Genomic DNA, 22,951 nt, shown 5'->3' on the forward strand with positions numbered 1-22,951 from the left:
GGGCCGCGCACGCCGCCTGCCCCTCGCGACGAGGAGCAGGCGCGTGCATCGTGGCACACGGGTGATGCCTTAGACGGTCATCGGGTTGGGTTTGGCGGGATCAAGGTTGTACTTCTTGAGCGCCTCGGCGACCACCTTGCGTTCGATCGTGCCTTCGTCCGCCAGCGCGTTGAGCGCGGCGACCGTGACCCAGTAGCGATCGACTTCGAAGAAGTGACGCAGCTTCTCGCGCGTGTCCGAACGACCGTAGCCGTCGGTGCCCAGCACGACGAACTTCTGCGGCACGAACGCGCGGATCTGCTCGGTCAGCGCACGCACGTAGTCGGTCGATGCGATGACCGGACCCGGCGCATCCTTCAGCAGCTTCTCGACGTGCGACAGCTTCTTCTCTTCGGTCGGGTGCAGCAGGTTCCAGCGCTGCACTTCGTGACCTTCGCGCGCGAGCTCGGTGAAGCTCGGCACGCTCCACAGGTCGGCGTTCACGCCCCAGTCGTTCTTCAGCAGGTCGGCCGCGGCGATCACTTCGTTGAAGATCGTGCCCGCGCCCATCAGCTGCACATGCGGCGCCTTCTTATCGGCAGCGGTCTTGCTGAACGAGTACATGCCCTTGATGATGTCGGTCGCCACGCTTTCCAGCCCCGCGCCCTGCGGGATCGCCGGGTGCTCGTAGTTCTCGTTCATCACCGTGATGTAGTAATACACATCTTCCTGGTCGGCGACCATGCGGCGCAGACCGTCCTGCACGATGACCGCGAGTTCGTAGCCGAAGGTCGGGTCGTAGCTGATGCAGTTCGGCACCGAAGCCGCCCACAGCAGCGAGTGGCCGTCTTCGTGTTGCAGACCTTCGCCGTTCAGCGTCGTGCGGCCGGCAGTACCGCCCAGCAGGAAGCCGCGCGAGCGCATGTCGCCAGCGGCCCATGCGAGGTCGCCGATGCGCTGGAAGCCGAACATCGAGTAGAAGATGTAGAACGGGATCATGATCTCGCCGTGCGTCGAGTACGACGTCGCGGCCGCGATCCAGTCGGCCATGCCGCCGGCTTCGTTGATGCCTTCCTGCAGGATCTGACCGGTTTCCGACTCACGGTAGAACATCAGCTGGTCGGAATCTTCCGGCACGTACTTCTGGCCGTCCTGATTCCAGATGCCGATCTGACGGAACAGACCTTCCATACCGAACGTACGCGACTCGTCCGGCACGATCGGCACGACGCGCTTGCCGAGCGCCTTGTCCTTCAGCAGGATGTTCAGGATCCGCACGAACGCCATCGTCGTGGAGATCTCGCGGCCTTCGCCCGTGCCCTTCAACAGCGGCTCGAATGCCGACAGCTCCGGCACCGGCAGCGACTGGGCCTTCTGACGACGCGCCGGCAGATAGCCGCCGAGGTCCATGCGCCGCTGGCGCATGTATTCGAGTTCCTTCGAGCCTTCCTCGAACGTCAGATACGGCACGTCGACGATCTGCTCGTCCGTGATCGGCAGACGGAACTGGTCGCGGAACTTCTTCAGCTGCTCCACCTGCATCTTCTTCTGCTGGTGGGTGATGTTCATCGCCTGGCCGGCTTCGCCCATGCCGTAGCCCTTGATCGTCTTCGCGAGGATGACGGTCGGTTGGCCCTTCGAATTGGTCGCTTCCGTGAACGCCGCGTAGATCTTGTGCGGATCATGGCCGCCGCGGTTCAGATTCCAGATGTCGTCGTCGGACCAGTCGGCGACCAGCGCCTTCAGTTCCGGCGTGTTGAAGAAGTGCTCGCGCACGAACGCACCCGACTCGGACTTGTACGTCTGGTACTCGCCGTCGACCACTTCCATCATGCGGCGCATCAGCGCGCCCGACTTGTCGCGCGCGAAGAGGGCATCCCAGCGGCTGCCCCAGATGACCTTGATCACGTTCCAGCCGGCGCCGCGGAATTCGCTTTCGAGTTCCTGGATGATCTTGCCGTTGCCGCGCACCGGACCGTCGAGACGCTGCAGGTTGCAGTTGATCACGAACACGAGGTTGTCCAGCCGCTCGCGGCCGGCCATGCCGATCGCGCCGAGCGATTCCGGCTCGTCCGTTTCGCCGTCGCCGAGGAAGGCCCAGACCTTGCGGCCGTCGGTCTTCGCGATGCCGCGCGCCTGCAGGTACTTCATGAAGCGTGCCTGGTAGATCGCCATGATCGGGCCGAGGCCCATCGACACGGTCGGGAATTGCCAGAAGTCCGGCATCAGCCACGGATGCGGATACGACGAGATGCCCTCGCCGCCGACTTCCTGGCGGAAGTTGTCGAGCTGCTTGTCGGTCAGGCGGCCGAGCAGGAACGCGCGCGAGTAGACGCCCGGCGACGAGTGGCCCTGCACGAACACGAGGTCACCACCGTGCTCGGCCGACGGTGCGTGCCAGAAGTGGTTGTAGCCGACGTCGTACAGCGTGGCGGCCGACGCGAACGATGCGATGTGGCCGCCGACGTTGGTTTCCTTGCCGGCGCGCAGCACCATCGCCATTGCGTTCCAGCGGGTGTACGAGCGGATGCGGTGTTCGATGTCCTGGTCGCCGGGGTTCTTGGCCTGGCGCGCGACCGGGATCGTGTTGATGTAAGGCGTATTGGCGGAGAACGGCAGATGTTCGCCGTGCACGCGTGCAAACTCGATCTGCTTTTCGATCAGGTAGTGGGCACGGTCAGGGCCTACAGCAGAAATCACGCCATCCAGCGCTTCCAGCCATTCGCCGGTTTCCTGGGGATCGTCGTCTTTTTCGGCGGCGACATATTTCATGACTTCGTCGGGTACAGCGGACATGCTCGTCTCCTGGGTATGGGCAACGCACTTTGAACAGACCACGCGGACGCAGGATAGGCCGCGGCAGCACCGGCTGATTGTAATAAGGGTCCCGACGTCAACGCAATCAAATTTTCAAATTACGAGATCAATTCTCACAATGCGGAAAATTGCTGCAACGCAACCTGGTTTGACTGCCATTAGACTGATCCGTCGGCTAGTTTGCGCCGATTAACTGCACTTTCCGCGCTTTTTTGCGCCATTTATCGGGGACGTGCTGAGCTACAATGCCACGCATGTTGACCGAACGGCTTTTCTCTCGCTCGGCGCGCACCGCGGGTTCGCCGGCGGATTCGTCGCCGTCCCCGCGCTGGCACCACGGACCCTGGTGGTCCAATTCCTATTTGCTGACGCCGCTGCTGTCGATCCTGGTATTCCTGGTCGTCATGAGCCTGATTCTCTGGAGTCTGAACCGGCGCGAACAGCAGCAGCAGGAAGACACGCTGTACCGCAACGTCGCGTGGGCGCAGCAGCAGATCCGCCTGTCGATGACAGGCGCGCAGGAACAGATCCAGGCGCTCGCACGCGACCTCGCCGCCGGCCATGCCGACGAGCATTCGTTCCAGGTGAACACCACGGACATCATGCAGGGGCACCCCGAGATCCTCTACATGAACTGGTACACCGCTCAGCAGCAGCCGCGCTGGCCCAATGCCGCGCCGCCGGTGCTCGGCCAGCGGCTCGCGCGCCCGAACGACGCGCAAATGGACGAAGCGGTCAAAGCCGGTTTCGCCGAGGCGCGCAACACGCGCCGCCAGGTGTACTCGCCGCTCATCTACGACGACCTCGGCAACGGCTTCATCACGCTGCAAACGCCGATCTTCCGCGATCGCGATTTCCTTGGCACGATCGCCGCGGTGTTCTCGGTGGAAGGCATTCTGAAGCGCGACATCCCGCCCGAGCTGTCGGCCAAATACAAGATCTCGATCATCGACGTGAACAACCGCGAGTTGACCACCACGTCGACCCGCCCGCGCCTGCCGCGCGACATGTTCTACGACCTGCCGCTCGACCCGCCGGGCCAGGGCATCTCGGTGCGCGTGTACGCGTTCCCGCAGATCACCAACTTCACGAACAACACGCTGGTTTGGCTGGTGGCCGGCCTCTCCTGCTTCGTGCTGTGGAGCCTGTGGAGTCTGTGGAAGCACACCCGGCAGCGCTTCGAGGCGCAGCAGGCGCTGTACGCGGAAGCGTTTTTCCGCCGCGCGATGGAAAACTCGGTGCTGATCGGCATGCGCGTGCTCGACATGCACGGCCGCATCACGCACGTGAACCCGGCGTTCTGCCGCATGACCGGCTGGGACGAAAGCGACCTCGTCGGCAAGAGCGCGCCGTTCGCTTACTGGCCGCGCGACGCGTACCCCGAGATGCAGCGCCAGCTCGACATGACGCTGCGCGGCAAGGCGCCCTCGTCCGGCTTCGAGCTGCGCGTGCGGCGCAAGGACGGCTCGACGTTCCACGCACGGCTCTACGTGTCGCCGCTGATCGACAGCTCGGGCCGCCAGACCGGCTGGATGTCGTCGATGACCGACATCACCGAGCCGAAGCGCGCGCGCGAAGAACTCGCCGCCGCCCACGAACGCTTCACCACCGTGCTCGAAAGCCTCGATGCGGCGGTGTCCGTTCTGGCCGCCGACGAAGCCGAGCTGCTGTTCGCGAACCGCTACTACCGGCATCTGTTCGGGATCCGCCCGGACGGCCACCTCGAACTCGCGGGCGGCGGCTTCGACAGCTCGCAGGCGTCGTCCGATTCGATCGACATGGTCGACACCTTCGTCGGCCTGCCTGCCGCCGCGCTGACCGAAAGCACCGCCGACGCGCAGGAAATCTACATCCCCGGCATCCAGAAATGGTTCGAGGTGCGGCGCCAGTACATCCAGTGGGTCGATGGCCATCTCGCACAAATGCAGATCGCGACCGACATCACGACCCGCAAGCGCGCGCAGGAGCTTGCGCGCCAGCAGGACGAAAAGCTGCAGTTCACGAGCCGCCTGATGACGATGGGCGAAATGGCCTCGTCGCTCGCGCACGAGCTGAACCAGCCGCTCGCCGCGATCAATAACTATTGCTCCGGGACCGTCGCACTGGTTAAATCCGGTCGGACGACCCCCGACAATCTGCTGCCGGTGCTCGAAAAGACCGCACAGCAGGCGGTGCGCGCCGGCATGATCATCAAGCGCATCCGCGAGTTCGTGAAGCGCAGCGAGCCGAAGCGTCAGGCCACGCGGGTCGCGGATATCATCGCCGACGCGGTGGGTCTCGCCGAAATCGAGGCAAGGAAGCGGCGGATTCGCATCGTCACCGATCTGCGCTCGCGGCTGCCGGTGATCTACGTCGATCCGGTGCTGATCGAGCAGGTGCTGGTGAACCTGCTGAAGAACGGCGTCGAGGCGATGGCCGAAGCGCGCCCGAATGCGGTCGACCCAGTGATCCGGGTTGTCGTGCGGCTGGAGAGCGGCTTCGTTTGCATCAGCGTCGTCGATCAGGGGCCGGGCGTCGACGAAACGACCGCCGAGCGTCTGTTCGAACCGTTTTACAGCACCAAGTCCGATGGTATGGGCATGGGGCTGAACATTTGCCGTTCGATTATCGAATCGCACCGCGGGCGTCTGTGGGTGGTCAATAATGTCGAATCCGACGGCCACATCACGGGCGCCACGTTCCATTGCAGTCTGCCTATTGGGGAGCCTGACGGCCCGAGCAACGGCGGGTCCGAGGCGCCGACACCACAAACCGTTACGGGAGAGCTATGAACAGCCCAGTCACCACCCAGGAAACCGTCTTTGTCGTCGACGACGACGAGGCCGTGCGAGATTCGCTGCGCTGGCTGCTGGAGGCGAACGGCTACCGCGTTCAATGCTTCCTGAGCGCCGAACAGTTCCTCGACGCATGGCAGCCGCATCAACATCCGGGCCAGATCGCGTGCCTGATCCTCGACGTGCGGATGTCCGGCATGAGCGGGCTCGAGTTGCAGGAACGCCTGATCGCCGACAACGCTTCGCTGCCGATCATCTTCGTGACGGGTCACGGCGACGTGCCGATGGCGGTGTCGACGATGAAAAAAGGCGCGATGGACTTCATCGAAAAGCCGTTCGACGAAGCCGAACTGCGCAAGCTCGTCGAGCGCATGCTCGACAAGGCGCGCAGCGAAAGCACCAGCGTCCAGCAGCAGCGTGCCGCGGCCGAGCGCCTCGGCAAGCTGACCGCGCGTGAGCATCAGGTGCTCGAGCGGATCATCGCGGGCCGCCTGAACAAGCAGATCGCCGACGACCTCGGCATCAGCATCAAGACGGTCGAAGCGCATCGCGCGAACATCATGGAAAAGCTGAACGTCAACACGGTCGCCGATCTGCTGCGACTCGCGCTGTCGAACAAGCCGCAAACGGCGCAGTAACGTCGGTATGGGCGGCCCTTCGCCCGGAGGGCCGTTTCTGCGTGACCGCCATGAGTGGCAGTTGCGTCGCCGGTTCGTGACGGCGTGAGCGTCGCCGGGCCCGGCGTGCGCGTGGCGTGCGAGCGGCCTGCCCCGCCGCCCGCGTTGCGCTTTCTTGCCGTCACACGTCCCGCCCCCTCCCCTCCCGTACGCTTCCGCTCGCGACACGGGCCCCGAATCCGCTGCGGAAGCGCGCCTTCCGCGCCGGTATAATGTCGGACTTTGCAGCGGCGCCTTGCCCGAACCGGTAACGCGCCTGTCGCAGGGCGACCCGGCTTCGTCAAGCAGCCGAAGCACGCCGTCGCGCGCCCCCTCCGCGCGAGCGCTTCGCCCCGCCAGCCAAAACCGCCTGCCCCGAATCGATTCCCGATCCCAACCTCGACTCAACGTTCGACCGACCATGACTGCCAAACTGATCGACGGCCTCGCCCTCTCCAAGACCCTGCGCGCCGACGTCGCGGCGCGCGCCGCAGCCCTGACCGCCCGCGGCCATCAGCCGGGCCTCGCCGTGATTCTGGTCGGCGACAATCCGGCCAGCGAAGTGTATGTGCGCAACAAGGTGAAAGCCTGCCACGACAACGGCCTCGGCTCGTCGTTCGACCGCTATCCGGCCGACCTGCCCGAAGCCGACCTGCTCGCGCGCATCGACGAGCTGAACCGCGACCCAGCCATCCACGGCATCCTCGTGCAACTGCCGCTGCCGAAGCACATCGACAGCCACAAGGTGATCGAGGCGATCGCGCCCGAGAAGGACGTCGACGGTTTCCACGTCGCCAACGCGGGCGCGCTCCTGACCGGCCAGCCGCTGTTCCGTCCGTGCACGCCGTACGGCGTGATGAAAATGTTCGAGGCCTACGGCATCGAGCTGAAGGGCGCCAACGCGGTGGTGATCGGCCGCTCGAACATCGTCGGCAAGCCGATGGCGCTGCTGCTGCTCGAAGCGGGCGCGACCGTTACGATCTGCCATAGCAAGACGCGCGATCTGGCCGCGCACACGCGCAACGCCGATGTCGTGGTCGCCGCGACCGGTCTGCGCAACATCCTGACCGCCGACATGGTGAAGCCGGGCGCGACCGTGATCGACGTCGGCATGAATCGCGACGACGCCGGCAAGCTGTGCGGCGACGTCGACTTCGCGGGTGTCAAGGAAGTGGCCGGCCATATCACGCCGGTGCCGGGCGGCGTCGGCCCGATGACGATCACGATGCTGCTCGTCAACACGATCGAAGCGGCCGAGCGCGAGGCGGACGCGGCCAAGGCGTAAGCGCCGGGCGATCAGTGCGAGGCGGAGTGAGGTGACTCTTCCGCCTCGTCCACGGGCTCATCACCCCCCCTCTCTCGCAGCCCCGCTCATCACCGCGCCGCCAGATCCCGCGGCCGACACCCCGCCCCAACGCGCGCCAGCGCACCGCAACATCTGTTAATTTGTCAGCCGATGGATTGGAATCGGCGCCTCCCGCCCCAATACTGTCCTTTGCCGGTGCCGCCGCGCGCCGTGCGCCGATCGTCGAGCGACACGCCACGAGACGGCTCGCGCGAGCGCCGCCGCACCGCCCCCTTCACCCGCGTCAGACAGGAAGCCCTATGTCCACCACCACCACGCCTCAAGACAACCCGCTCCTCGATTTTTCCGATCTGCCGCGCTTTGGCTCCATCCGACCCGAGCATGTGACGCCCGCCCTCGACGTGCTGCTCGCCGACGCGGCGGCCGCCGTCGAGCGTGCCGCGCTGCCGGTCACGCCCGCGTCGTGGGCCGACGTCGTCGAACCGGTCGAGCGCGCCACCGAGCCGCTGTCGCGCGCGTGGAGCGTGATCGGCCATCTGAATGCCGTCGCCGATACGCCCGAGCTGCGCGCCGTGTACGGCGACAACCTGCCGCGCGTGACCGAGTTCTGGTCGAGCGTCGGCCAGAATCTCGCGCTCTACGAGAAGTACAAGGCATTGAACGCGAGCGACGAGTTTGCATCGCTGAACGGCGAACGCAAGAAGATCCTCAGCAACGCGCTGCGCGACTTCCGCCTGTCCGGCGCCGAGCTGCCGGAAGACCAGAAGCCGCGTTTCGCAGAATTGCAGGAGCGCCAGGCGGCGCTGTCGAAGGCGTTTTCGGATCACGTGCTCGATGCGACCAACGCGTATGCGTACATCGTCGATGCGGGCGACGAGGCGCAACTGGCGGGCCTTCCGGAAGACGTGATCGAAGCCGCGAAGGAAGCCGCCGAGCGCGACGGCAAGACCGGCTATAAGTTCACGCTGCACTTCCCGTCGTATTTCCCGGTCATGCAGTACTCGGAAAACCGTCCGATGCGCGAAGCGATGTATCGCGCGTACGTGACCCGCGCGTCCGAGCTCGGCGCGCAATACGGCAACGGCAAGACCGAGTGGGACAACACCCAGGTGCTCGCCGACGAACTGAAGCTGCGCGCCGAAGAAGCGCAGATGCTCGGCTACGGCAACTTCGCCGAAGTGTCGCTCGCGCCGAAGATGGCCGAATCGCCGGCTCAGGTGATGGCCTTCCTCGAAGACCTCGCGAAGCGCGCGCGTCCGCATGCGGAGCAGGACTGGAAGGAGCTGCGCGAATTCGCCGCGAGCGAACTCGGCATGGCCGATCTGCAGCCGTGGGACATGACGTTCGCCGCCGAGCGTCTGCGCCAGAAGCGCTATTCGTTCTCGGAAAACGAAGTGAAGCAGTACTTCCCGGAAGACGCGGTGTTCAAGGGTCTGTTCAAGGTCACCGAGACGCTGTTCGGTGTGCGCATCCGCCGCGACGAGGCAGCGGTCTGGCATCCGGACGTGCGTTTTTTCCGCGTCGAGAATCAGGACGGCGGCCTCGTCGCGCAGTTCTATCTCGACCTGTATGCACGCGAAGGCAAGCGCGGCGGCGCCTGGATGGACGACGCGCGCGGCCGTCATAAGCTCGCGCACGGCGCGGTGCAAACGCCGGTCGCGTACCTGACGTGCAATTTTTCAGCGCCGGTCGGCGGCAAGCCCGCCTGCTTCACGCACGACGAAGTGATCACGCTGTTCCACGAGTTCGGCCACGGCTTGCATCACATGCTGACGCGCGTCGATGAGCTCGGCGTGTCGGGAATCAACGGCGTCGAATGGGATGCGGTCGAACTGCCGTCGCAGTTCATGGAGAACTTCTGCTGGGAATGGGACGTGCTGTCCGACATGACCTCGCACGTCGATACCGGAAAGTCGCTGCCGCGTGATCTGTTCGACAAGATGCTCGCCGCGAAGAACTTCCAGAGCGGTCTCGGCACGCTGCGGCAGATCGTGTTCTCGATGTTCGACATGCAACTGCATACCGGCTTCGATGCGAACGGTGCGAAGAGCGCCAACGACCTCGCGCGCGAAATCAACGAACGCTTCCACGTCGTGCCGCAAGCGCCGTTCTCGCGCTGGCCGAATACGTTCAGCCATATTTTCGCGGGCGGTTACGCGGCCGGCTACTACAGCTACAAGTGGGCGGAAGTGCTCTCGGCCGATGCGTACGCGGCATTCGAAGAAGCCGCGCAAGCCGCGGGCAGCGTGCTCGATCAGTCGACCGGCATGCGCTATCGTCGCGAGATTCTCGAAGTGGGCGGCAGCCGTCCGGCGATGGAATCGTTCAAGGCGTTCCGCGGCCGCGAACCGAATATCGATGCGCTGCTGCGGCATAACGGCATGGCGCCGGGTGCCGCACACTGAGCGATGCCAATAGAAAAACCGGCGGTCTGCGCGAGCGGGCCGCCGGTTTTTTCATTCATCCGCGAAATACCGCGCTACGCGCGATGCAGCTTGAAATCGACCTGTTCAGGCCGCCCTTCGAGCGATAACGACGCGCGCGCGGCCGGCGCGCGGCTCACCACCCTGCCCCGGCTCACCACCGCGAGCCGCGCGGCGCGCAGGCGGATCGCCTCGATCTCGTCGCGCGCATCGAGCACGACGAGATTGGCCGCGCATCCGGGCGCGATGCCGTAGTCTTCCAGACCGAGAATGCGCGCGGCGTTCACGGTCACCGCGTCGAAACAGGCGTGCATGCCGTCGACGCTGGTCATCTGCGCAACATGCAGGCCCATCTGCGCGACTTCGAGCATGTCGGCCGAGCCGAGGCTGTACCACGGGTCCATCACGCAGTCGTGGCCGAATGCGACCGTGATGCCCGCTGCCAACATTTCCGGCACTCGCATCATGCCGCGCCGTTTCGGGTACGTGTCGCTGCGGCCTTGCAGCGTGATGTTGATGAGCGGATTGGCGATCGCCGCGACGCCCGACTCGCGCATCAGCGGCAACAGCTTGCTCACGTAGTAGTTGTCCATCGAATGCATCGACGTCAGGTGCGAACCGGTGACGCGTCCGTGCAAGCCGAGCCGATGGGTTTCGGCCGCGAGCGTTTCGATGTGGCGCGACAGCGGATCGTCCGATTCGTCGCAATGCATGTCGACGCGCAGACCCTGCCCGGCCGCGTACTCGCACAGCATGCGCACCGACTGCGCGCCGTCGGCCATCGTGCGCTCGAAATGCGGAATGCCGCCGACCACGTCGACGCCCATGCCGATCGCGCGCTTCAGGTTGTCGAACGCGCCGGCGCTGCGCAGCAGACCGTCCTGCGGGAAAGCGACCAGTTGCAGATCGAGATACGGCGCGACGCGGCGCTTCACTTCGAGGAGTGCTTCGACCGCGAGCAGACGCGGATCGCACACGTCGACGTGGCTGCGGATCGCGAGCAGCCCGCGCGCGACGGCCCAGTCGCAATACTGCATCGCGCGTTCGATCAACGCTTGCTGCGTGAGCTCGGGCTTCAACTCGCCCCATAGCGCGATGCCTTCGAGCAGCGTGCCCGACGCGTTCACGCGCGGCAAACCGTAAGACAGCGTCGCATCCATATGGAAATGCGGATCGACGAAAGGCGGCGTGACGAGCGAACTGGCCGCGTCGATTTCGTCGCGCGCGCTCACGGCCAGGTTCGGCTCGACCGCGACGATGCGACCCGCGGCGATGCCGATGTCGACTGGGGACGGGTGATGCGAGGACAGCTGTGCGGCACTGCGCGGCAGCGCCGCGCGGCGGATGATCAGATCCATGTTCGCTCCGGTTGATCGCGTTTGGACTCGCTACGATTCTATCGGCGCCAGAATAATGCGGGCGCCGATGCGTACCGGCGCACGCGCGGCAATCCGTATCGGCTGCGTGCGATGCGACGCGCCTATACTCGCCGTTTCGGCCATGCATTGACGGAGCGTACAGATGAAAACGATCGGCGTGATCGGCGGAATGAGCTGGGAGTCGTCCAGCGAGTATTACCGGCTGCTGAATCGCCACGCGAAGGTGCGGCTCGGCGGTCATCACAACGCACGCAGTCTGCTGCTGACCGTCGATTTCGCGTCGATCGAGGCGAATCAGCGCGCCGGCGACTGGCAAGCGCTCGGCGAACAGATGGCCGACGCCGCGCGCCAGCTCGAACGCGGTGGGGCCGATCTCGTGATTCTTGCGACGAACACGATGCATCGCGTGTACGAATCGATCGAGCGGGCGATCACGGTGCCATTCCTGCACATCGCCGATCCGACCGGCGCCGCGTTGCGCGCGGCGGGCATCGAGCGCGTGGGCCTGCTCGGCACGCGCTACACAATGGAGCAGACGTTCTATACGGGCCGGCTGCGCGATCGCTATGGACTCGACACGCTCGTGCCTGATGACGATGAACGCGCGGACGTGCACCGCATCATTTACGACGAGCTATGCCACGGTAACGTGGACGACGCGTCGCGCAAGGTCTATCAACGCGTGATCGAACATCTGGCCGCGCGTGGCGCGCAGGCGGTGATACTCGGGTGCACGGAGATCACGCTGCTGATCAAGCCGGAAGATTCGCTGCTGCCTGTGTTCGACACGACTGCGTTGCATGCGCAGGCCGCGGTGGAGTGGGCGATTGGAGCGGAGTGGTGATGGGTTAGAGGCTTCGATCGCGCGCGAATCCTGTTGCGTCTGTTCAAGCGCGCGTGCGCCATACGCAGCGAGCACCACAAGCGAAACGAAGCGCTGAAAGTCAAAAAGCCCGCATGGCTTGCGCGATGCGGGCTTTCAACAATGCTTTGGTTGCGGGGGTAGGATTTGAACCTACGACCTTCGGGTTATGAGCCCGACGAGCTGCCAGACTGCTCCACCCCGCGTCAGAGAAAAAAGATTATATAAGCTTGCTAGCAAAACGTCAAACCTATGCGCAGAACATTTACCGAACGACGTCGTCGCGATGAGATTCGAGCCTCGATGAACACGCATGAGCATGCGCCGTGAGCGCAAGAGATGCGGCGCAGCCTCGTATTCCACGCATGGCGCGACGCACACAGCAAGTAGAATGTCGCCGACTTTGACCGGCGAGGCCCCCGCTATAATCGGCCTCGCTCTCATCACGCACGCACCGGATATTTTCGTGAAAATCGCCACCTGGAACGTCAACTCCCTCAAAGTCCGCCAGCAGCACGTCATCGACTGGCTCGCGAGCAGCGGCACCGACGTGCTGTGCCTGCAGGAACTGAAGCTCCCCGACGAAAAGTTTCCGCGCGCCGAACTCGAGGCGGTCGGCTATCGAAGCTGGTACGCGGGTCAGAAAACGTATAACGGTGTCGGGATTCTGGTGCGCGAAGGGTTGAACGTCGACGAAACCAGCATCGTGCGCAACATCCCCGGTTTCGAGGACCCGCAGCAGCGCGTGATCGCGGCGACCGTCGACGGCGTGCGCATCATCTCCGCGTATTTCCCCAACGGTCAGGCGCCCGGCACCGACAAGTTCGCGTACAAGCTACGCTGGCTCGACGCGCTGCACGACTGGCTCGCAACCGAGATGACACTGCATCCGAAGCTCGCGCTGCTCGGCGACTACAACATCGCGCCCGAAGATCGCGATGTGCACGACCCGAAGGCATGGGAAGGTCAGAATCTGGTGTCGCCCGAAGAGCGCGCCGCGTTCGTGCGGCTGATCGGCCTCGGTCTGCTCGACGCCTTCCGCCAGTTCGAGCAGCAGGAAAAAATCTATTCGTGGTGGGACTACCGGATGATGGCGTTCCGTCGCAACGCGGGGTTGCGCATCGATCACATCCTGCTGTCGAAGGCGCTGTCCGACATCTGCAAGGCGTGCGACATCGACAAGGTGCCGCGCAAATGGGAGCAGCCGTCGGATCACGCGCCGGTGTTCGCGCAGCTCGGTTGATCCGGAACACAGCCACGAAGCGAGGCAGTGCGGCCTCGCTCCACTATTGCTTCAAGCGTCGCCCAGCACACCCCACAAGAACTCGAACACCATCGCATCATGCTCGGCCTGCTCCAGCTCATCGGAGCCGCCGTGTCCGCCTTCCGTATTCTCCCGGTACCACACGTTCTGCGCGCCCAGCGCCTGCATGCGCGCGGCCATCTTGCGTGCGTGGCCGGGATGCACGCGATCGTCGGCGGTCGACGTCATGAATAGCACCGGCGGATACGCGACGCCCGCCGCGAGGTTGTGATACGGCGAATACGCGGCAAGCGTGCGCGCTTCATCGGGTTCGTCCGGGTCGCCGTACTCGTCGATCCACGATGCGCCCGCGTGCAGCAGGTGATATCGGCTCATATCGAGCAACGGCACCTCGCACACGACCGCGCCGAATAGCTCCGGCCGCTGCACCATGCAAGCGGCCACCAGCAGACCGCCGTTGCTGCCGCCCTGAATGCCGAGCTGCGCGGCGCTCGTCACGCCTCTCGCGATCAGCGCTTCGGCGACCGCGATGAAATCATCGAACGCGCGCTGGCGATTTTCTCCCTGCGCCGCCGTGTGCCAGCGCGTGCCGAACTCGCCGCCGCCGCGAATATGTGCGACCACGTACACGCCGCCGCGTTCGAGCCAGCCGATGCCCTGCCCCGTCAGATAGCTCGGCAACAGCGGAATCGCGAAGCCGCCGTAGCCGCTCAGCAGACACGGACGCGTCGGTTGTCGATCGCCCGGCGATGACGGTGCTTCCTTCGGCCCAATCACCGTGTACGGTATGCGCGTGCCATCGGCCGATACCGCGTGGCCGCGCGTCACGGCAACGCTCGTCGCGTCGAACTGCGTCGGCCAACGGTCGAGCAACTCCCATTCGCCGGGCTCGTCGCGCGCGAGATCGGAGAGCCAGTAGGCAGGCGGTTGCAGATAATCGTCGGTGTCGACGAACACTTCGTCGTTCAGCGTCGACTCGACCGGCGACACATCGACCTGCGCGTCGCCGCGCGACGCAAACACGCGCTCGCGCCAGTGCCACGTGCCGTCCTCGCGCTGCGAAGGCGTCCAGATCAGCGTCTTGGCGCGTACGTCGTCGAGATACGACACGATCAGATGATGGCGCGTATGCGACCAGTCGCAGGCCGAGGTCAGCGGTGTCGGCGTGAAAAGCGGCGTCACGTCGCGCTCGCCGCGCAAAAACGCGTCCTCGCGAATCGCGAGCAGCGCGCCGCCAGGATAGCGCGCGCGATTGCCGTCCCAGTCGAGCCGTGGCTCCAGCAGCAGCCAGCCCTGCCACGCCCCCACCGCGACATGCGACGGCACCTCGTAACGATGCCAGGCATCGCTGATGTGGTCGAGGTAATAGGTGTGCGAATCGAAAAAGTCGACGCTGCTCGTCACCGTATGCCGGCGATCGAGCGGATCGTAGTTCGCCTCCACGCCGATGTCGTCGAACTCGCCGCGAAACACGACGGGCGCGTCGGCGAGCGCGGTGCCACGGGTCCAGCGCCGCACGTCGCGTGGATAACCGGAACGCGTCAGCGTCTTGCGCCCGTTGTCCCAGCCAACGTACAGCGTATCGCGATCGATCCACGACACCGTGTGCTTGCCCGCCTTCGCTATCGCGAAACCATCGTCAATGAAACGCCGCGCGTCGAGATCGAACTCGCGCACGACGAGCGCGTCCGAGCCGCCCGGCGACATCGTGATCAGCGCGCGGTCGCCGTCCGGATAAAGGATGTCGAGATCGACGCACACCCACGGTGTGCCTTCGGCCGCGCCGAGCGCGTCGAAATCGAGCAGGTTCTGCCACACCGGCGCGCCGGCGCGCCATGCGGCCCACGCGGTGCGTCGCCAGATGCTGCGCGGATTGCTCGCGTCCTGCCACAGATCGTAGGCCCAGTCCTTCCAGCGATCCGGAATCACCGGGCGCTCGCGCGGCAGATAGGCATCGGCGAGCCGGCGTCTGAGCGCGTCGAACGACGCGCCGCTGCACCACGCCGCACGGGTGCGCGCATTCTGCGCGTCGACCCATGCGAGTGCGTCGGTGTCGTACAGCTCTTCGAGCGACAGGAAAGGATCGGGGGAAAGCGGCCACTCGAACGGGGCGGGAGAAGCGGGAGAAGCTGGCATCGTCGGCTGTCGGATCGGAACAGCGTTGATTATGCCTCGTGCACGACAGTTGCCGGTTTGCCGCAACGCGCGATGCAGAAACGACGAAGGCGGCCTGAGCCGCCCTCGCCTGCGATGCAGGATCGCTCAATACGACCGCATCAAGGCTCGAGATTGAGCTCCTGAATCTTGCGCGTAATCGTATTGCGCCCGATACCGAGCCGCTCGGCCGCCTCGACCTTGCGGCCGCGCGTGAAGTCGAGCGCCTCGCGGATCACGGCCGCTTCGAAGCGGCGCGCGAGTTCGTCCATCACGTCGGCCGCGTTCTCGCGCAGCATGCGCGCGACTTCGGTGCGCAGGCCGCCTTCCCATGCGCTCAGCGCGGTGGCGACCGACGCACCGCCCGCACCGACCGGATGCACGAGCGTGCTGGCGTTCGCTCCAGCGAGCGGCGCACCGACCGTGAATCCCGTATTGATCGTCACGGCGCCATCCGTCGTCGCGCCCGCGGCGGCGCCCGCACCGGGCTCGCTCCCGCCGCTGTGCGCGGGCCCGAGATCGGGCGGCAGATCCTTGATTTCGATCGTCTGCGCGGGCGCCATCACCGTGAGCCAGTTCGCGAGATTCTCGAGTTGCCGCACGTTGCCCGGAAACGGCAGCGACGCCAGATACGCGAGCGCCTCGTCGGACACGCGCTTCGGTTCGACGCCGAGATCACGCGCGCTCTTCTGCAGGAAATGTCGCGTCAGCAGAGGAATGTCCTCGCTACGCTCGCGCAACGCGGGCAAGCGCAGGCGGATCACGTTCAGACGGTGATACAGGTCCTCGCGAAACAGCCCCTGCCGCACGCGCGCTTCGAGATTCTGGTGTGTCGCCGCGATCACGCGCACATTCGCGCGCAGCGGATTGTGGCCGCCCACGCGATAGAACTGTCCGTCCGACAGCACGCGCAACAGGCGCGTCTGCAGATCGAACGGCATGTCGCCGATTTCGTCGAGAAACAGCGTGCCGTTCTCGGCCTGTTCGAAGCGTCCCTGGCGCATCGCCTGCGCGCCGGTGAAGGCCCCACGCTCATGACCGAACAGTTCGGACTCCAGCAGATCCTTCGGAATCGCGGCCGTGTTCAACGCGATGAAGGGGCCGTTCGCGCGTGGGCTATGTCGGTGCAGCGCACGCGCGACCAGTTCCTTCCCGGTGCCTGATTCGCCGGTAATGAGCACGGTGGCCGCCGAATGCGACAGGCGACCGATCGCGCGAAACATGTCCTGCATCGCGGGTGCCTGGCCGAGCATCTCGGGCGCTTCGGCGACGCGCTCGTCCCACGTCTGCTCGCCACGCATGCTTTCGTCGACCGCGCGGCGAATCAGCTCGACGGCCTTGTCGACATCGAACGGCTTCGCCAGATACTCGAACGCACCGCCCTGGAATGCGGCCACCGCGCTATCGAGATCCGAGAACGCGGTCATGATGATGACCGGCAAGCCGGGCACCTTGTCGCGGACGGTTTGCAGCAGCTCCAGCCCGGAGCCGCCGGGCATGCGGATATCGGAGACCAGCACCTGCGGGCTGTCGTGATCGAGCGCGGCCGACGCTTCGCGCACGTTGGCGAAGCTGCGCGTCGCGAAGTTCTCGCGCGCCAGCGCTTTCTCGAGCACCCAGCGAATTGATTGATCGTCGTCTACTATCCAGATCGGCTTCATATGGTTCGGTCAGAAGTCTTGAGGTGCTTGTGGTAGCTAGAGGTCGAGCGGCAGCAGAATCTGAAACTCGGTATGGCCCGGCCGGCTGTCCACCTCGATCAGACCTTCGTGCTGCTGCACGAAGGTCTGCGCAAGCGTTAGACCGAGACCGCTACCGTCCTCGCGCCCCGATACGAGCGGATAGAAAATGCGGTCGCGAATCTCTTCCGGAATGCCTGGGCCGTTGTCGACGATATGCAAGTCCAATGCCAGCTTGCACAGGCGTTTTGAAATCGTGACCTTGCGCGCGATGCGCGTACGCAACTCGATGCGCGCATCGCCCTGCGAGATCCGCTCGCGCAACGCCTCGGCCGCATTGCGCACGATGTTCAGCAGCGCCTGGATCAGCTGCTCCTTGTCGCCGCGCAGATCCGGCACGCTGACGTCGTAGTCGCGCTCGATCGTCAGGCCGCGCGGAAATTCCGCGAGAATCACCTGACGCACACGCTCGCACACCTCGTGAATATTCACGTCGCCGACGATATGCGGATGCCGGTGCGGTTCGAGCAGGCGGTCGACCAGCGTCTGCAGCCGGTCCGATTCCTTGATGATGACCTGGGTGTATTCGCGCAACTCGTCGCGCTGACGCTCGCCGAGTTCGAATTCGAGCAGTTGCGCGGCGCCGCGAATGCCGCCGAGCGGATTCTTGATTTCGTGCGCGAGATTGCGGATCAGATGCTTGTTGACGGCCGTCAGGTCGTTGATGCGCTCTTCGCGGTCGGTGCGCAGATGCCGCTCGTTCTCGAACAGTTCGAGCAACACGTAGTCCTGCGCGCTTTCCAGAAAGCCGACGATCGCATGCACGTGCAGCGGCTCGTGGCCGGGACGCTCGAGCACGGCGTCCAGATGCGTCGCGTGAAAACGGTGCGCGGCGATCGCGGTGATCGTCGCGACCAGTTCGTCCGCATTCGAGAAGATGTCCGGCCACGCCATCTGCGTGAGCTGCTTGCGCGACATCTCCAGCATCGACTCCGCCGACGGATTCGCGAACGCGACGCGCAGCGTGCGCTTCTCGAGCACCAGCACGACGGTGGGCAACGCCTCGAAGCCTGGCAGCAAGCCAGAGCTCACGAGCTGCGCGTCATCCGACAGCGTCTGTTCGTGTCCTTTCCTTGCCTTGATCAGATTCTTGAGAACCATCTTGCAGTGTGGCCGGTAGGAGATGGTGATAAATCAGGAGTGCGGCCTGTTGGTGATTCGTCGCAACGCATGTCGCCCGCGCGCGGCCGGCCGTGCGTACGGCCTAACGAAAAAGGGACGGCGCCGCCGTCCCTTCGTGACCGATCGCGAGCGTCGGGCAAAGCGCTTCGCCGCGTGAAGGGCGAAGCGCCATCGCCGCTTACAGCGAGTAGTACATTTCGAATTCGATCGGGTGCACCGACTGACGATAGCGTTGCAGCTCGCCCGTCTTCAGTTCGATGTACGCGTCGAGCATCGAATCCGTGAACACGCCACCGCGCGTCAGGAACTCGCGGTCCGCGTCGAGTGCGTCGAGAGCCTGGTCGAGGCCGGCGCATACGGTCGGGATCTTTGCATCCTCTTCCGGCGGCAGGTCGTACAGGTTCTTGTCGGCAGCTTCGCCCGGGTGAATCTTGTTCTGTACGCCGTCCAGACCCGCCATCATCAGCGCGGAGAAGCACAGGTACGGATTCGCCAGCGGATCCGGGAAGCGCGTTTCGATACGGCGGCCCTTCGGGCTCGACACGTGCGGAATACGGATCGATGCCGAACGGTTGCGAGCCGAGTAAGCCAGCTTGACCGGCGCTTCGAAGTGCGGCACGAGACGCTTGTACGAGTTCGTACCCGGGTTGGTGATCGCGTTCAGCGCGCGAGCGTGCTTGATGATGCCGCCGATGTAGAACAGCGCGAATTCCGACAGACCTGCGTAACCATTGCCCGCGAACAGGTTCTGGCCGTCCTTCCAGATCGACTGGTGAACGTGCATGCCCGAACCGTTATCGCCGACGACCGGCTTCGGCATGAACGTCGCCGTCTTGCCGTACGTGTGCGCGACGTTGTGGACGATGTACTTCATCTGCTGCAGCCAGTCCGCGCGCTGCACGAGCGTCGAGAACTTGGTGCCGATTTCGTTCTGGCCCTGGCCTGCCACTTCGTGGTGGTGCACTTCGACCGGAATGCCGATCTGTTCGAGCAGCAGACACATTTCCGAGCGGATGTCCTGGAACGTGTCGACCGGCGCGACCGGGAAGTAGCCGCCCTTGGTGCCCGGACGGTGGCCGGTGTTGCCGCCTTCGAATTCCTTCGCCGACGACCACGGTGCTTCTTCCGAACCGATCTTGATGAAGCAGCCCGACTGGTCCGTGTTCCACTGCACCGAGTCGAAAATGAAGAATTCCGGCTCCGGACCGAAGTACGCGGTGTCGCCGAGGCCCGAGCTCTTCAGGTACGCTTCAGCGCGCTTCGCGAGCGAGCGCGGGTCGCGCTCGTAGCCCTTGCCGTCAGCCGGTTCGACGACGTCGCAGGTCAGCACGAGGGTCGATTCTTCGTAGAACGGGTCGATGAAGGCCGTGTTCGCGTCCGGGACCAGCAACATGTCCGATGCTTCGATGCCCTTCCAGCCGGCAATCGACGAACCGTCAAACGCATGGCCGCTTTCGAACTTGTCTTCATCGAATGCCGACACCGGCACCGAAACGTGTTGCTCTTTGCCGCGCGTGTCGGTGAAGCGGAAGTCGACAAACTTGACGTCTTCGTCTTTGACGAGTTGAACGACGTCGGCCACGGATTTACTCATAACCTATCTCCTGATTAACAATTTCGGCGGATTTCAGCCGCCGCCCAATCTAGCTGACCCGTCCCGGAACGTCCACTTATACGGCGTCGCAGGCGGAAAATTCTGCGGGACAAATCGATCGGCACCAATAAAGCAGATAGTGTGCCACCTCTGGGCCCACTATGGGCCAATTCGGCGCACCTCGTTACTGCGCTTACGTGCGCGGGCTACGCACGAAGCGCGGGCTGCGCTACCAGGAAACGCCTGAGCCTCCTTGCGCACCAGTTTCGTGCATTCACCGCTTTGGAAAACGCGCCATATTCCATTGTGGTGCATCCCGACAAAAGCGCACCAAATTTGCGCATCGAGGTTGGGGCAGCGCCCGGCGACTGCCCCACGACGCCCAGTCTACCCATGTCTGCGCGGTGCCTGTCGCGCGCTAGAATGATCATTTGGTCCGAAGGAGATTGACGCTCATGAGCACGCTCGAACAGCTTTACGCGAAGGCGGACGCCCGTCGCGCCGAGAACCAATTGCCCTACGCGGGCGCGGTATCGCCGGCCGAGGCGTTCGAATTGCTGGAACTCGATCCGCGCACGCGTCTCGTCGACGTGCGTACCCGCGCCGAACTCGACTGGGTCGGCCGGCCGGTGATCGGTGATGGCCAATACGCGCATGTCGAATGGACGCGCTATCCGGGCGCGGTGCCCAATCAGGAGTTCATGCAGCAACTCGCGCAGGTCGCCTCGCCCGACACGCCGGTGCTGTTCCTGTGCCGCAGCGCCGCGCGCTCGAAGCTCGCCGCGATCGCCGCGACCCAGGCCGGCTTCACGAAGGCGTACGACCTGCTGGAAGGCTTCGAAGGCGACAAGGACGGCCAGGGGCATCGCAAGACGGTGTCGGGATGGTGTTTTCGCGGCTTGCCGTGGATCGGCGCCTGATGGCGGACTGGCGCACTGCCCTCACATGCGCAAGTCCTGTCTAGCGGGGCTGAGGCAGGCTAATCGAAACAGGACGCGCCGACCACGCACTGATTGCATCGTCGGCGCGGGTTGTGACACTGCGATGTCGCGGCTCGCGCCGACCCAACCCTCCGGCGCGAACCGCTGTCGCCTTCTCAGCTTCGCGGCTTCCCCGTGGCGGCCGCCGCCGCTGCCGCTGCCGCGACTTCAGGCTCGACGATGTCGCCACCGAGCAGATGCACCCCTTCGCGCAGCTTCACGAACGCCGCGGCGACGGCCTCCGGCTCACCCTTCACCCCGAGATCGATGTGATGCCGCGCATACACGCCGCCGCGCTCCGCATCCCCGACGCTCGGCAGGCTGAACACCCGCACGCCGGGAAAATCCCGCTCGATTTTCTCCATCAGCGGCGTCACGCGCGACTCCGGCAGCTCGAACACCAGCAGCGACTTTTCGGCGTGCGGCGTGGTGTGATGCAGATGCGCGTACTGCGTGTCCAGCACCCACTCGATCATCGGCCAGGCCATCACCGGGAAACCCGGCACGAAATGGTGTTGGCGGATCGAAAAACCCGGAATCTTGTTGTAGCCGTTCGGAATGATGTCGGCGCCCTGCGGATACGTGCCCATGTTCAGGCGATGCCGGTTCTCGGGCGAGTTCAGATCGAGCGGCGTCGTCGAAGTCGCCGGATACATGTCGCGGATGCGCTCCTGGATCAGCTTCGCGGCCTCCGGATGCAGCTCGAGCGGCACGCCGAGCGCGGCCGCCGCGCACTGGCGCGTGTGGTCGTCAGGTGTCGCGCCGATGCCGCCCGTCGAGAAAACGATGTCGCCCGACGCGAACGTCCGACGCAGCGTCGCCGTGATGCGCTCCGGATCGTCGCCGATGTACTCCGCCCAGCCGAGCGACAGCCCGCGCGCCCGGAGCAACTCGATGACCTTCGGTAGATGCTTGTCGACGCGCCTGCCCGACAGGATTTCATCGCCGATGATGATGACGCCAAATGCCATTGCCGCCTCTTTCGTTTGATCAATAGGGAACCGGCGCGACCTCGCGCGCGCCGCCAGACGCTTCCGCCCGCATACGCTGCAGCGCGCGCAGGCAGTAGTTGCCGAACCATAGCGCCGAGAACACGAGGATGAAAGCGTAAATCCAGATCGTCACCGTGGTAATCACCGGGAACAGCACGATCAGCCAGACCGACGACGCCCACAGCAGCGTCGGCAGCGAACCTAGCAGGCCGCTCACGACACCGATCAGCAGCAGCGGCAAGCGGTGGCGCCGCACGAGTTCGCGCCGCTCGTCGCGCGTCGCATGCAACGCGAGCGCGTCGTAGCTCATCACCCGATACGTGAGCCAGCCCCACAGCAGCGGAGGAATCAGCGCGAAGAACGGCGGTACGAGCCACAGCGGCAACGTGACGATCAGCAGCACGAGACACAGCAGCGTGGTCCAGAGCGCCTGACCGAGGCTACCGTACCATGTTCCGCCGCGGCGTATCTCCAGCCCGGCGAATTGGCGCGCCGCGAGAAAGCGGATCACGGCCGGCATCGACAGCATGGCGATCAGCAGCAGCACCGTGACGACGATCAACGGGATCGCCATTGCAATTACGATGAACGGCGCGATGACCGCGTGCAGCGTCGAGAAACCGAGCACGTCGAACAGATGATAAAGCGTGGCGGTGAAAGACCAGTCGTCGAGCCAGGTGCGGGTCGCGCCGGTCACCGTCTGCCAGAAGAACCACAGGAGTAAGCCCCAGCCGACCGTCGCGACGATAAACGGTTTGAAGGTCAGCCAGAGCATGCGCGGATGCAACGCGCTTGCGAGTGCACGCCCAAACGAGCGCAACAGATCATTCATGCGAGCCAATGCCTGCGAACGAAACGATGGACAGGAAAAACGCGCCGCGCGCCGGCCTGGCATGCTGGTGGGGCACTG

The 22,951-nt window shown here is 64.6% G+C and carries 15 protein-coding genes and 1 tRNA gene; 7 read left to right on the forward strand and 9 right to left on the reverse strand.

The annotated features are described in order from the left end of the window. Positions 1–69: 69 nt before the first annotated feature. The gene (aceE, locus tag AB3X96_RS24670) at positions 70–2,775 is read right to left on the reverse strand and encodes a pyruvate dehydrogenase (acetyl-transferring), homodimeric type (protein WP_368591779.1); all 2,706 of its coding nucleotides are present in this window, start codon (positions 2,773–2,775) and stop codon (positions 70–72) included. A gap of 275 nt (positions 2,776–3,050) precedes the next feature. Here aceE and fixL point away from each other — a divergent pair, with 275 nt between their 5' ends. From fixL to AB3X96_RS24690, 4 genes are all read left to right on the forward strand, one after another. Beyond that, the gene (fixL, locus tag AB3X96_RS24675) at positions 3,051–5,567 is read left to right on the forward strand and encodes an oxygen sensor histidine kinase FixL (protein ID WP_368591870.1); all 2,517 of its coding nucleotides are present in this window, start codon (positions 3,051–3,053) and stop codon (positions 5,565–5,567) included. After that, on the forward strand, positions 5,564–6,208 hold the full coding sequence (gene fixJ, locus AB3X96_RS24680; RefSeq protein ID WP_008922736.1) for an oxygen response regulator transcription factor FixJ: 645 nt from the start codon (positions 5,564–5,566) through the stop codon (positions 6,206–6,208). Before fixL ends, fixJ begins: the two co-directional genes overlap by 4 nt. A gap of 439 nt (positions 6,209–6,647) precedes the next feature. Continuing rightward, the gene (gene folD / locus AB3X96_RS24685; protein ID WP_176124105.1) at positions 6,648–7,511 is read left to right on the forward strand and encodes a bifunctional methylenetetrahydrofolate dehydrogenase/methenyltetrahydrofolate cyclohydrolase FolD; all 864 of its coding nucleotides are present in this window, start codon (positions 6,648–6,650) and stop codon (positions 7,509–7,511) included. A 320-nt stretch (positions 7,512–7,831) separates the two neighbouring features. Beyond that, positions 7,832–9,937 carry a M3 family metallopeptidase gene (locus AB3X96_RS24690; RefSeq protein ID WP_368591780.1) on the forward strand — a complete coding sequence of 702 codons (2,106 nt, stop codon included), beginning with the start codon at positions 7,832–7,834 and terminating at the stop codon, positions 9,935–9,937. Positions 9,938–10,011: 74 nt separating this feature from the next. Here the strand turns inward: AB3X96_RS24690 and AB3X96_RS24695 are convergent, their stop codons facing one another. Beyond that, complete coding sequence (locus AB3X96_RS24695; protein WP_368591781.1) at positions 10,012–11,313, reverse strand: amidohydrolase family protein; 1,302 nt, start codon at positions 11,311–11,313, stop codon at positions 10,012–10,014. A 163-nt stretch (positions 11,314–11,476) separates the two neighbouring features. Here AB3X96_RS24695 and AB3X96_RS24700 point away from each other — a divergent pair, with 163 nt between their 5' ends. Then, positions 11,477–12,178: an aspartate/glutamate racemase family protein gene (locus AB3X96_RS24700; protein WP_368591782.1), complete on the forward strand. Its 702-nt coding sequence runs from the start codon at positions 11,477–11,479 to the stop codon at positions 12,176–12,178. Between the two features lie 147 nt (positions 12,179–12,325). Here AB3X96_RS24700 and AB3X96_RS24705 read toward each other — a convergent pair. Next, positions 12,326–12,402 (reverse strand) — tRNA-Met (locus AB3X96_RS24705). Between the two features lie 260 nt (positions 12,403–12,662). Between AB3X96_RS24705 and xth the strand changes: the two genes are divergently transcribed. Then, positions 12,663–13,439 (forward strand): exodeoxyribonuclease III, encoded by a 777-nt coding sequence (gene xth / locus AB3X96_RS24710; protein ID WP_368591783.1) that lies wholly within the window; start codon positions 12,663–12,665, stop codon positions 13,437–13,439. A gap of 51 nt (positions 13,440–13,490) precedes the next feature. On the opposite strand, the gene AB3X96_RS24715 is transcribed toward xth, so the two are convergent. The 4 genes from AB3X96_RS24715 to glnA all read right to left on the reverse strand — a co-directional run bounded on the left by AB3X96_RS24715 (position 13,491) and on the right by glnA (position 20,069). After that, complete coding sequence (locus AB3X96_RS24715; RefSeq protein ID WP_368591784.1) at positions 13,491–15,596, reverse strand: prolyl oligopeptidase family protein; 2,106 nt, start codon at positions 15,594–15,596, stop codon at positions 13,491–13,493. A gap of 140 nt (positions 15,597–15,736) precedes the next feature. Beyond that, positions 15,737–17,275, reverse strand: coding sequence for a nitrogen regulation protein NR(I) (gene ntrC / locus AB3X96_RS24720; protein WP_176108161.1), 1,539 nt, complete (start codon positions 17,273–17,275; stop codon positions 15,737–15,739). 36 nt (positions 17,276–17,311) lie between these two features. After that, positions 17,312–18,454: a nitrogen regulation protein NR(II) gene (glnL, locus tag AB3X96_RS24725; RefSeq protein WP_176124098.1), complete on the reverse strand. Its 1,143-nt coding sequence runs from the start codon at positions 18,452–18,454 to the stop codon at positions 17,312–17,314. 199 nt (positions 18,455–18,653) lie between these two features. Then, positions 18,654–20,069 carry a type I glutamate--ammonia ligase gene (gene glnA, locus AB3X96_RS24730; protein ID WP_368591785.1) on the reverse strand — a complete coding sequence of 472 codons (1,416 nt, stop codon included), beginning with the start codon at positions 20,067–20,069 and terminating at the stop codon, positions 18,654–18,656. Positions 20,070–20,524: 455 nt separating this feature from the next. On the opposite strand from glnA, the gene AB3X96_RS24735 reads away from it, so the two are divergent. Further along, positions 20,525–20,989, forward strand: a complete 465-nt coding sequence (locus AB3X96_RS24735) for a rhodanese-like domain-containing protein (RefSeq protein WP_013089841.1) — start codon at positions 20,525–20,527, stop codon at positions 20,987–20,989. A gap of 176 nt (positions 20,990–21,165) precedes the next feature. Here the strand turns inward: AB3X96_RS24735 and AB3X96_RS24740 are convergent, their stop codons facing one another. Next, positions 21,166–22,020: a competence/damage-inducible protein A gene (locus AB3X96_RS24740; RefSeq protein WP_368591786.1), complete on the reverse strand. Its 855-nt coding sequence runs from the start codon at positions 22,018–22,020 to the stop codon at positions 21,166–21,168. A 19-nt stretch (positions 22,021–22,039) separates the two neighbouring features. After that, positions 22,040–22,873, reverse strand: a complete 834-nt coding sequence (locus tag AB3X96_RS24745; RefSeq protein ID WP_368591787.1) for an EI24 domain-containing protein — start codon at positions 22,871–22,873, stop codon at positions 22,040–22,042. Positions 22,874–22,951 lie beyond the last annotated feature (78 nt).

The organism is Paraburkholderia sp. BR13439, from assembly GCF_040948805.1.
Classification (GTDB): domain Bacteria; phylum Pseudomonadota; class Gammaproteobacteria; order Burkholderiales; family Burkholderiaceae; genus Paraburkholderia; species Paraburkholderia youngii.

What these genes read in the sequence shown, in the direction of transcription:
- AB3X96_RS24735 (WP_013089841.1), top strand. Translation starts at nt 20,525, where the DNA reads ATGAGCACGCTCGAACAGCTTTACGCGAAGGCGGACGCCCGTCGCGCC.
- AB3X96_RS24695 (WP_368591781.1), bottom strand. Translation starts at nt 11,313, where the DNA reads ATGGATCTGATCATCCGCCGCGCGGCGCTGCCGCGCAGTGCCGCACAG.
- AB3X96_RS24700 (WP_368591782.1), top strand. Translation starts at nt 11,477, where the DNA reads ATGAAAACGATCGGCGTGATCGGCGGAATGAGCTGGGAGTCGTCCAGC.
- folD (WP_176124105.1), top strand. Translation starts at nt 6,648, where the DNA reads ATGACTGCCAAACTGATCGACGGCCTCGCCCTCTCCAAGACCCTGCGC.
- fixL (WP_368591870.1), top strand. Translation starts at nt 3,051, where the DNA reads ATGTTGACCGAACGGCTTTTCTCTCGCTCGGCGCGCACCGCGGGTTCG.
- AB3X96_RS24745 (WP_368591787.1), bottom strand. Translation starts at nt 22,873, where the DNA reads ATGAATGATCTGTTGCGCTCGTTTGGGCGTGCACTCGCAAGCGCGTTG.
- glnL (WP_176124098.1), bottom strand. Translation starts at nt 18,454, where the DNA reads ATGGTTCTCAAGAATCTGATCAAGGCAAGGAAAGGACACGAACAGACG.
- AB3X96_RS24715 (WP_368591784.1), bottom strand. Translation starts at nt 15,596, where the DNA reads ATGCCAGCTTCTCCCGCTTCTCCCGCCCCGTTCGAGTGGCCGCTTTCC.
- fixJ (WP_008922736.1), top strand. Translation starts at nt 5,564, where the DNA reads ATGAACAGCCCAGTCACCACCCAGGAAACCGTCTTTGTCGTCGACGAC.
- AB3X96_RS24740 (WP_368591786.1), bottom strand. Translation starts at nt 22,020, where the DNA reads ATGGCATTTGGCGTCATCATCATCGGCGATGAAATCCTGTCGGGCAGG.
- glnA (WP_368591785.1), bottom strand. Translation starts at nt 20,069, where the DNA reads ATGAGTAAATCCGTGGCCGACGTCGTTCAACTCGTCAAAGACGAAGAC.
- ntrC (WP_176108161.1), bottom strand. Translation starts at nt 17,275, where the DNA reads ATGAAGCCGATCTGGATAGTAGACGACGATCAATCAATTCGCTGGGTG.
- aceE (WP_368591779.1), bottom strand. Translation starts at nt 2,775, where the DNA reads ATGTCCGCTGTACCCGACGAAGTCATGAAATATGTCGCCGCCGAAAAA.
- AB3X96_RS24690 (WP_368591780.1), top strand. Translation starts at nt 7,832, where the DNA reads ATGTCCACCACCACCACGCCTCAAGACAACCCGCTCCTCGATTTTTCC.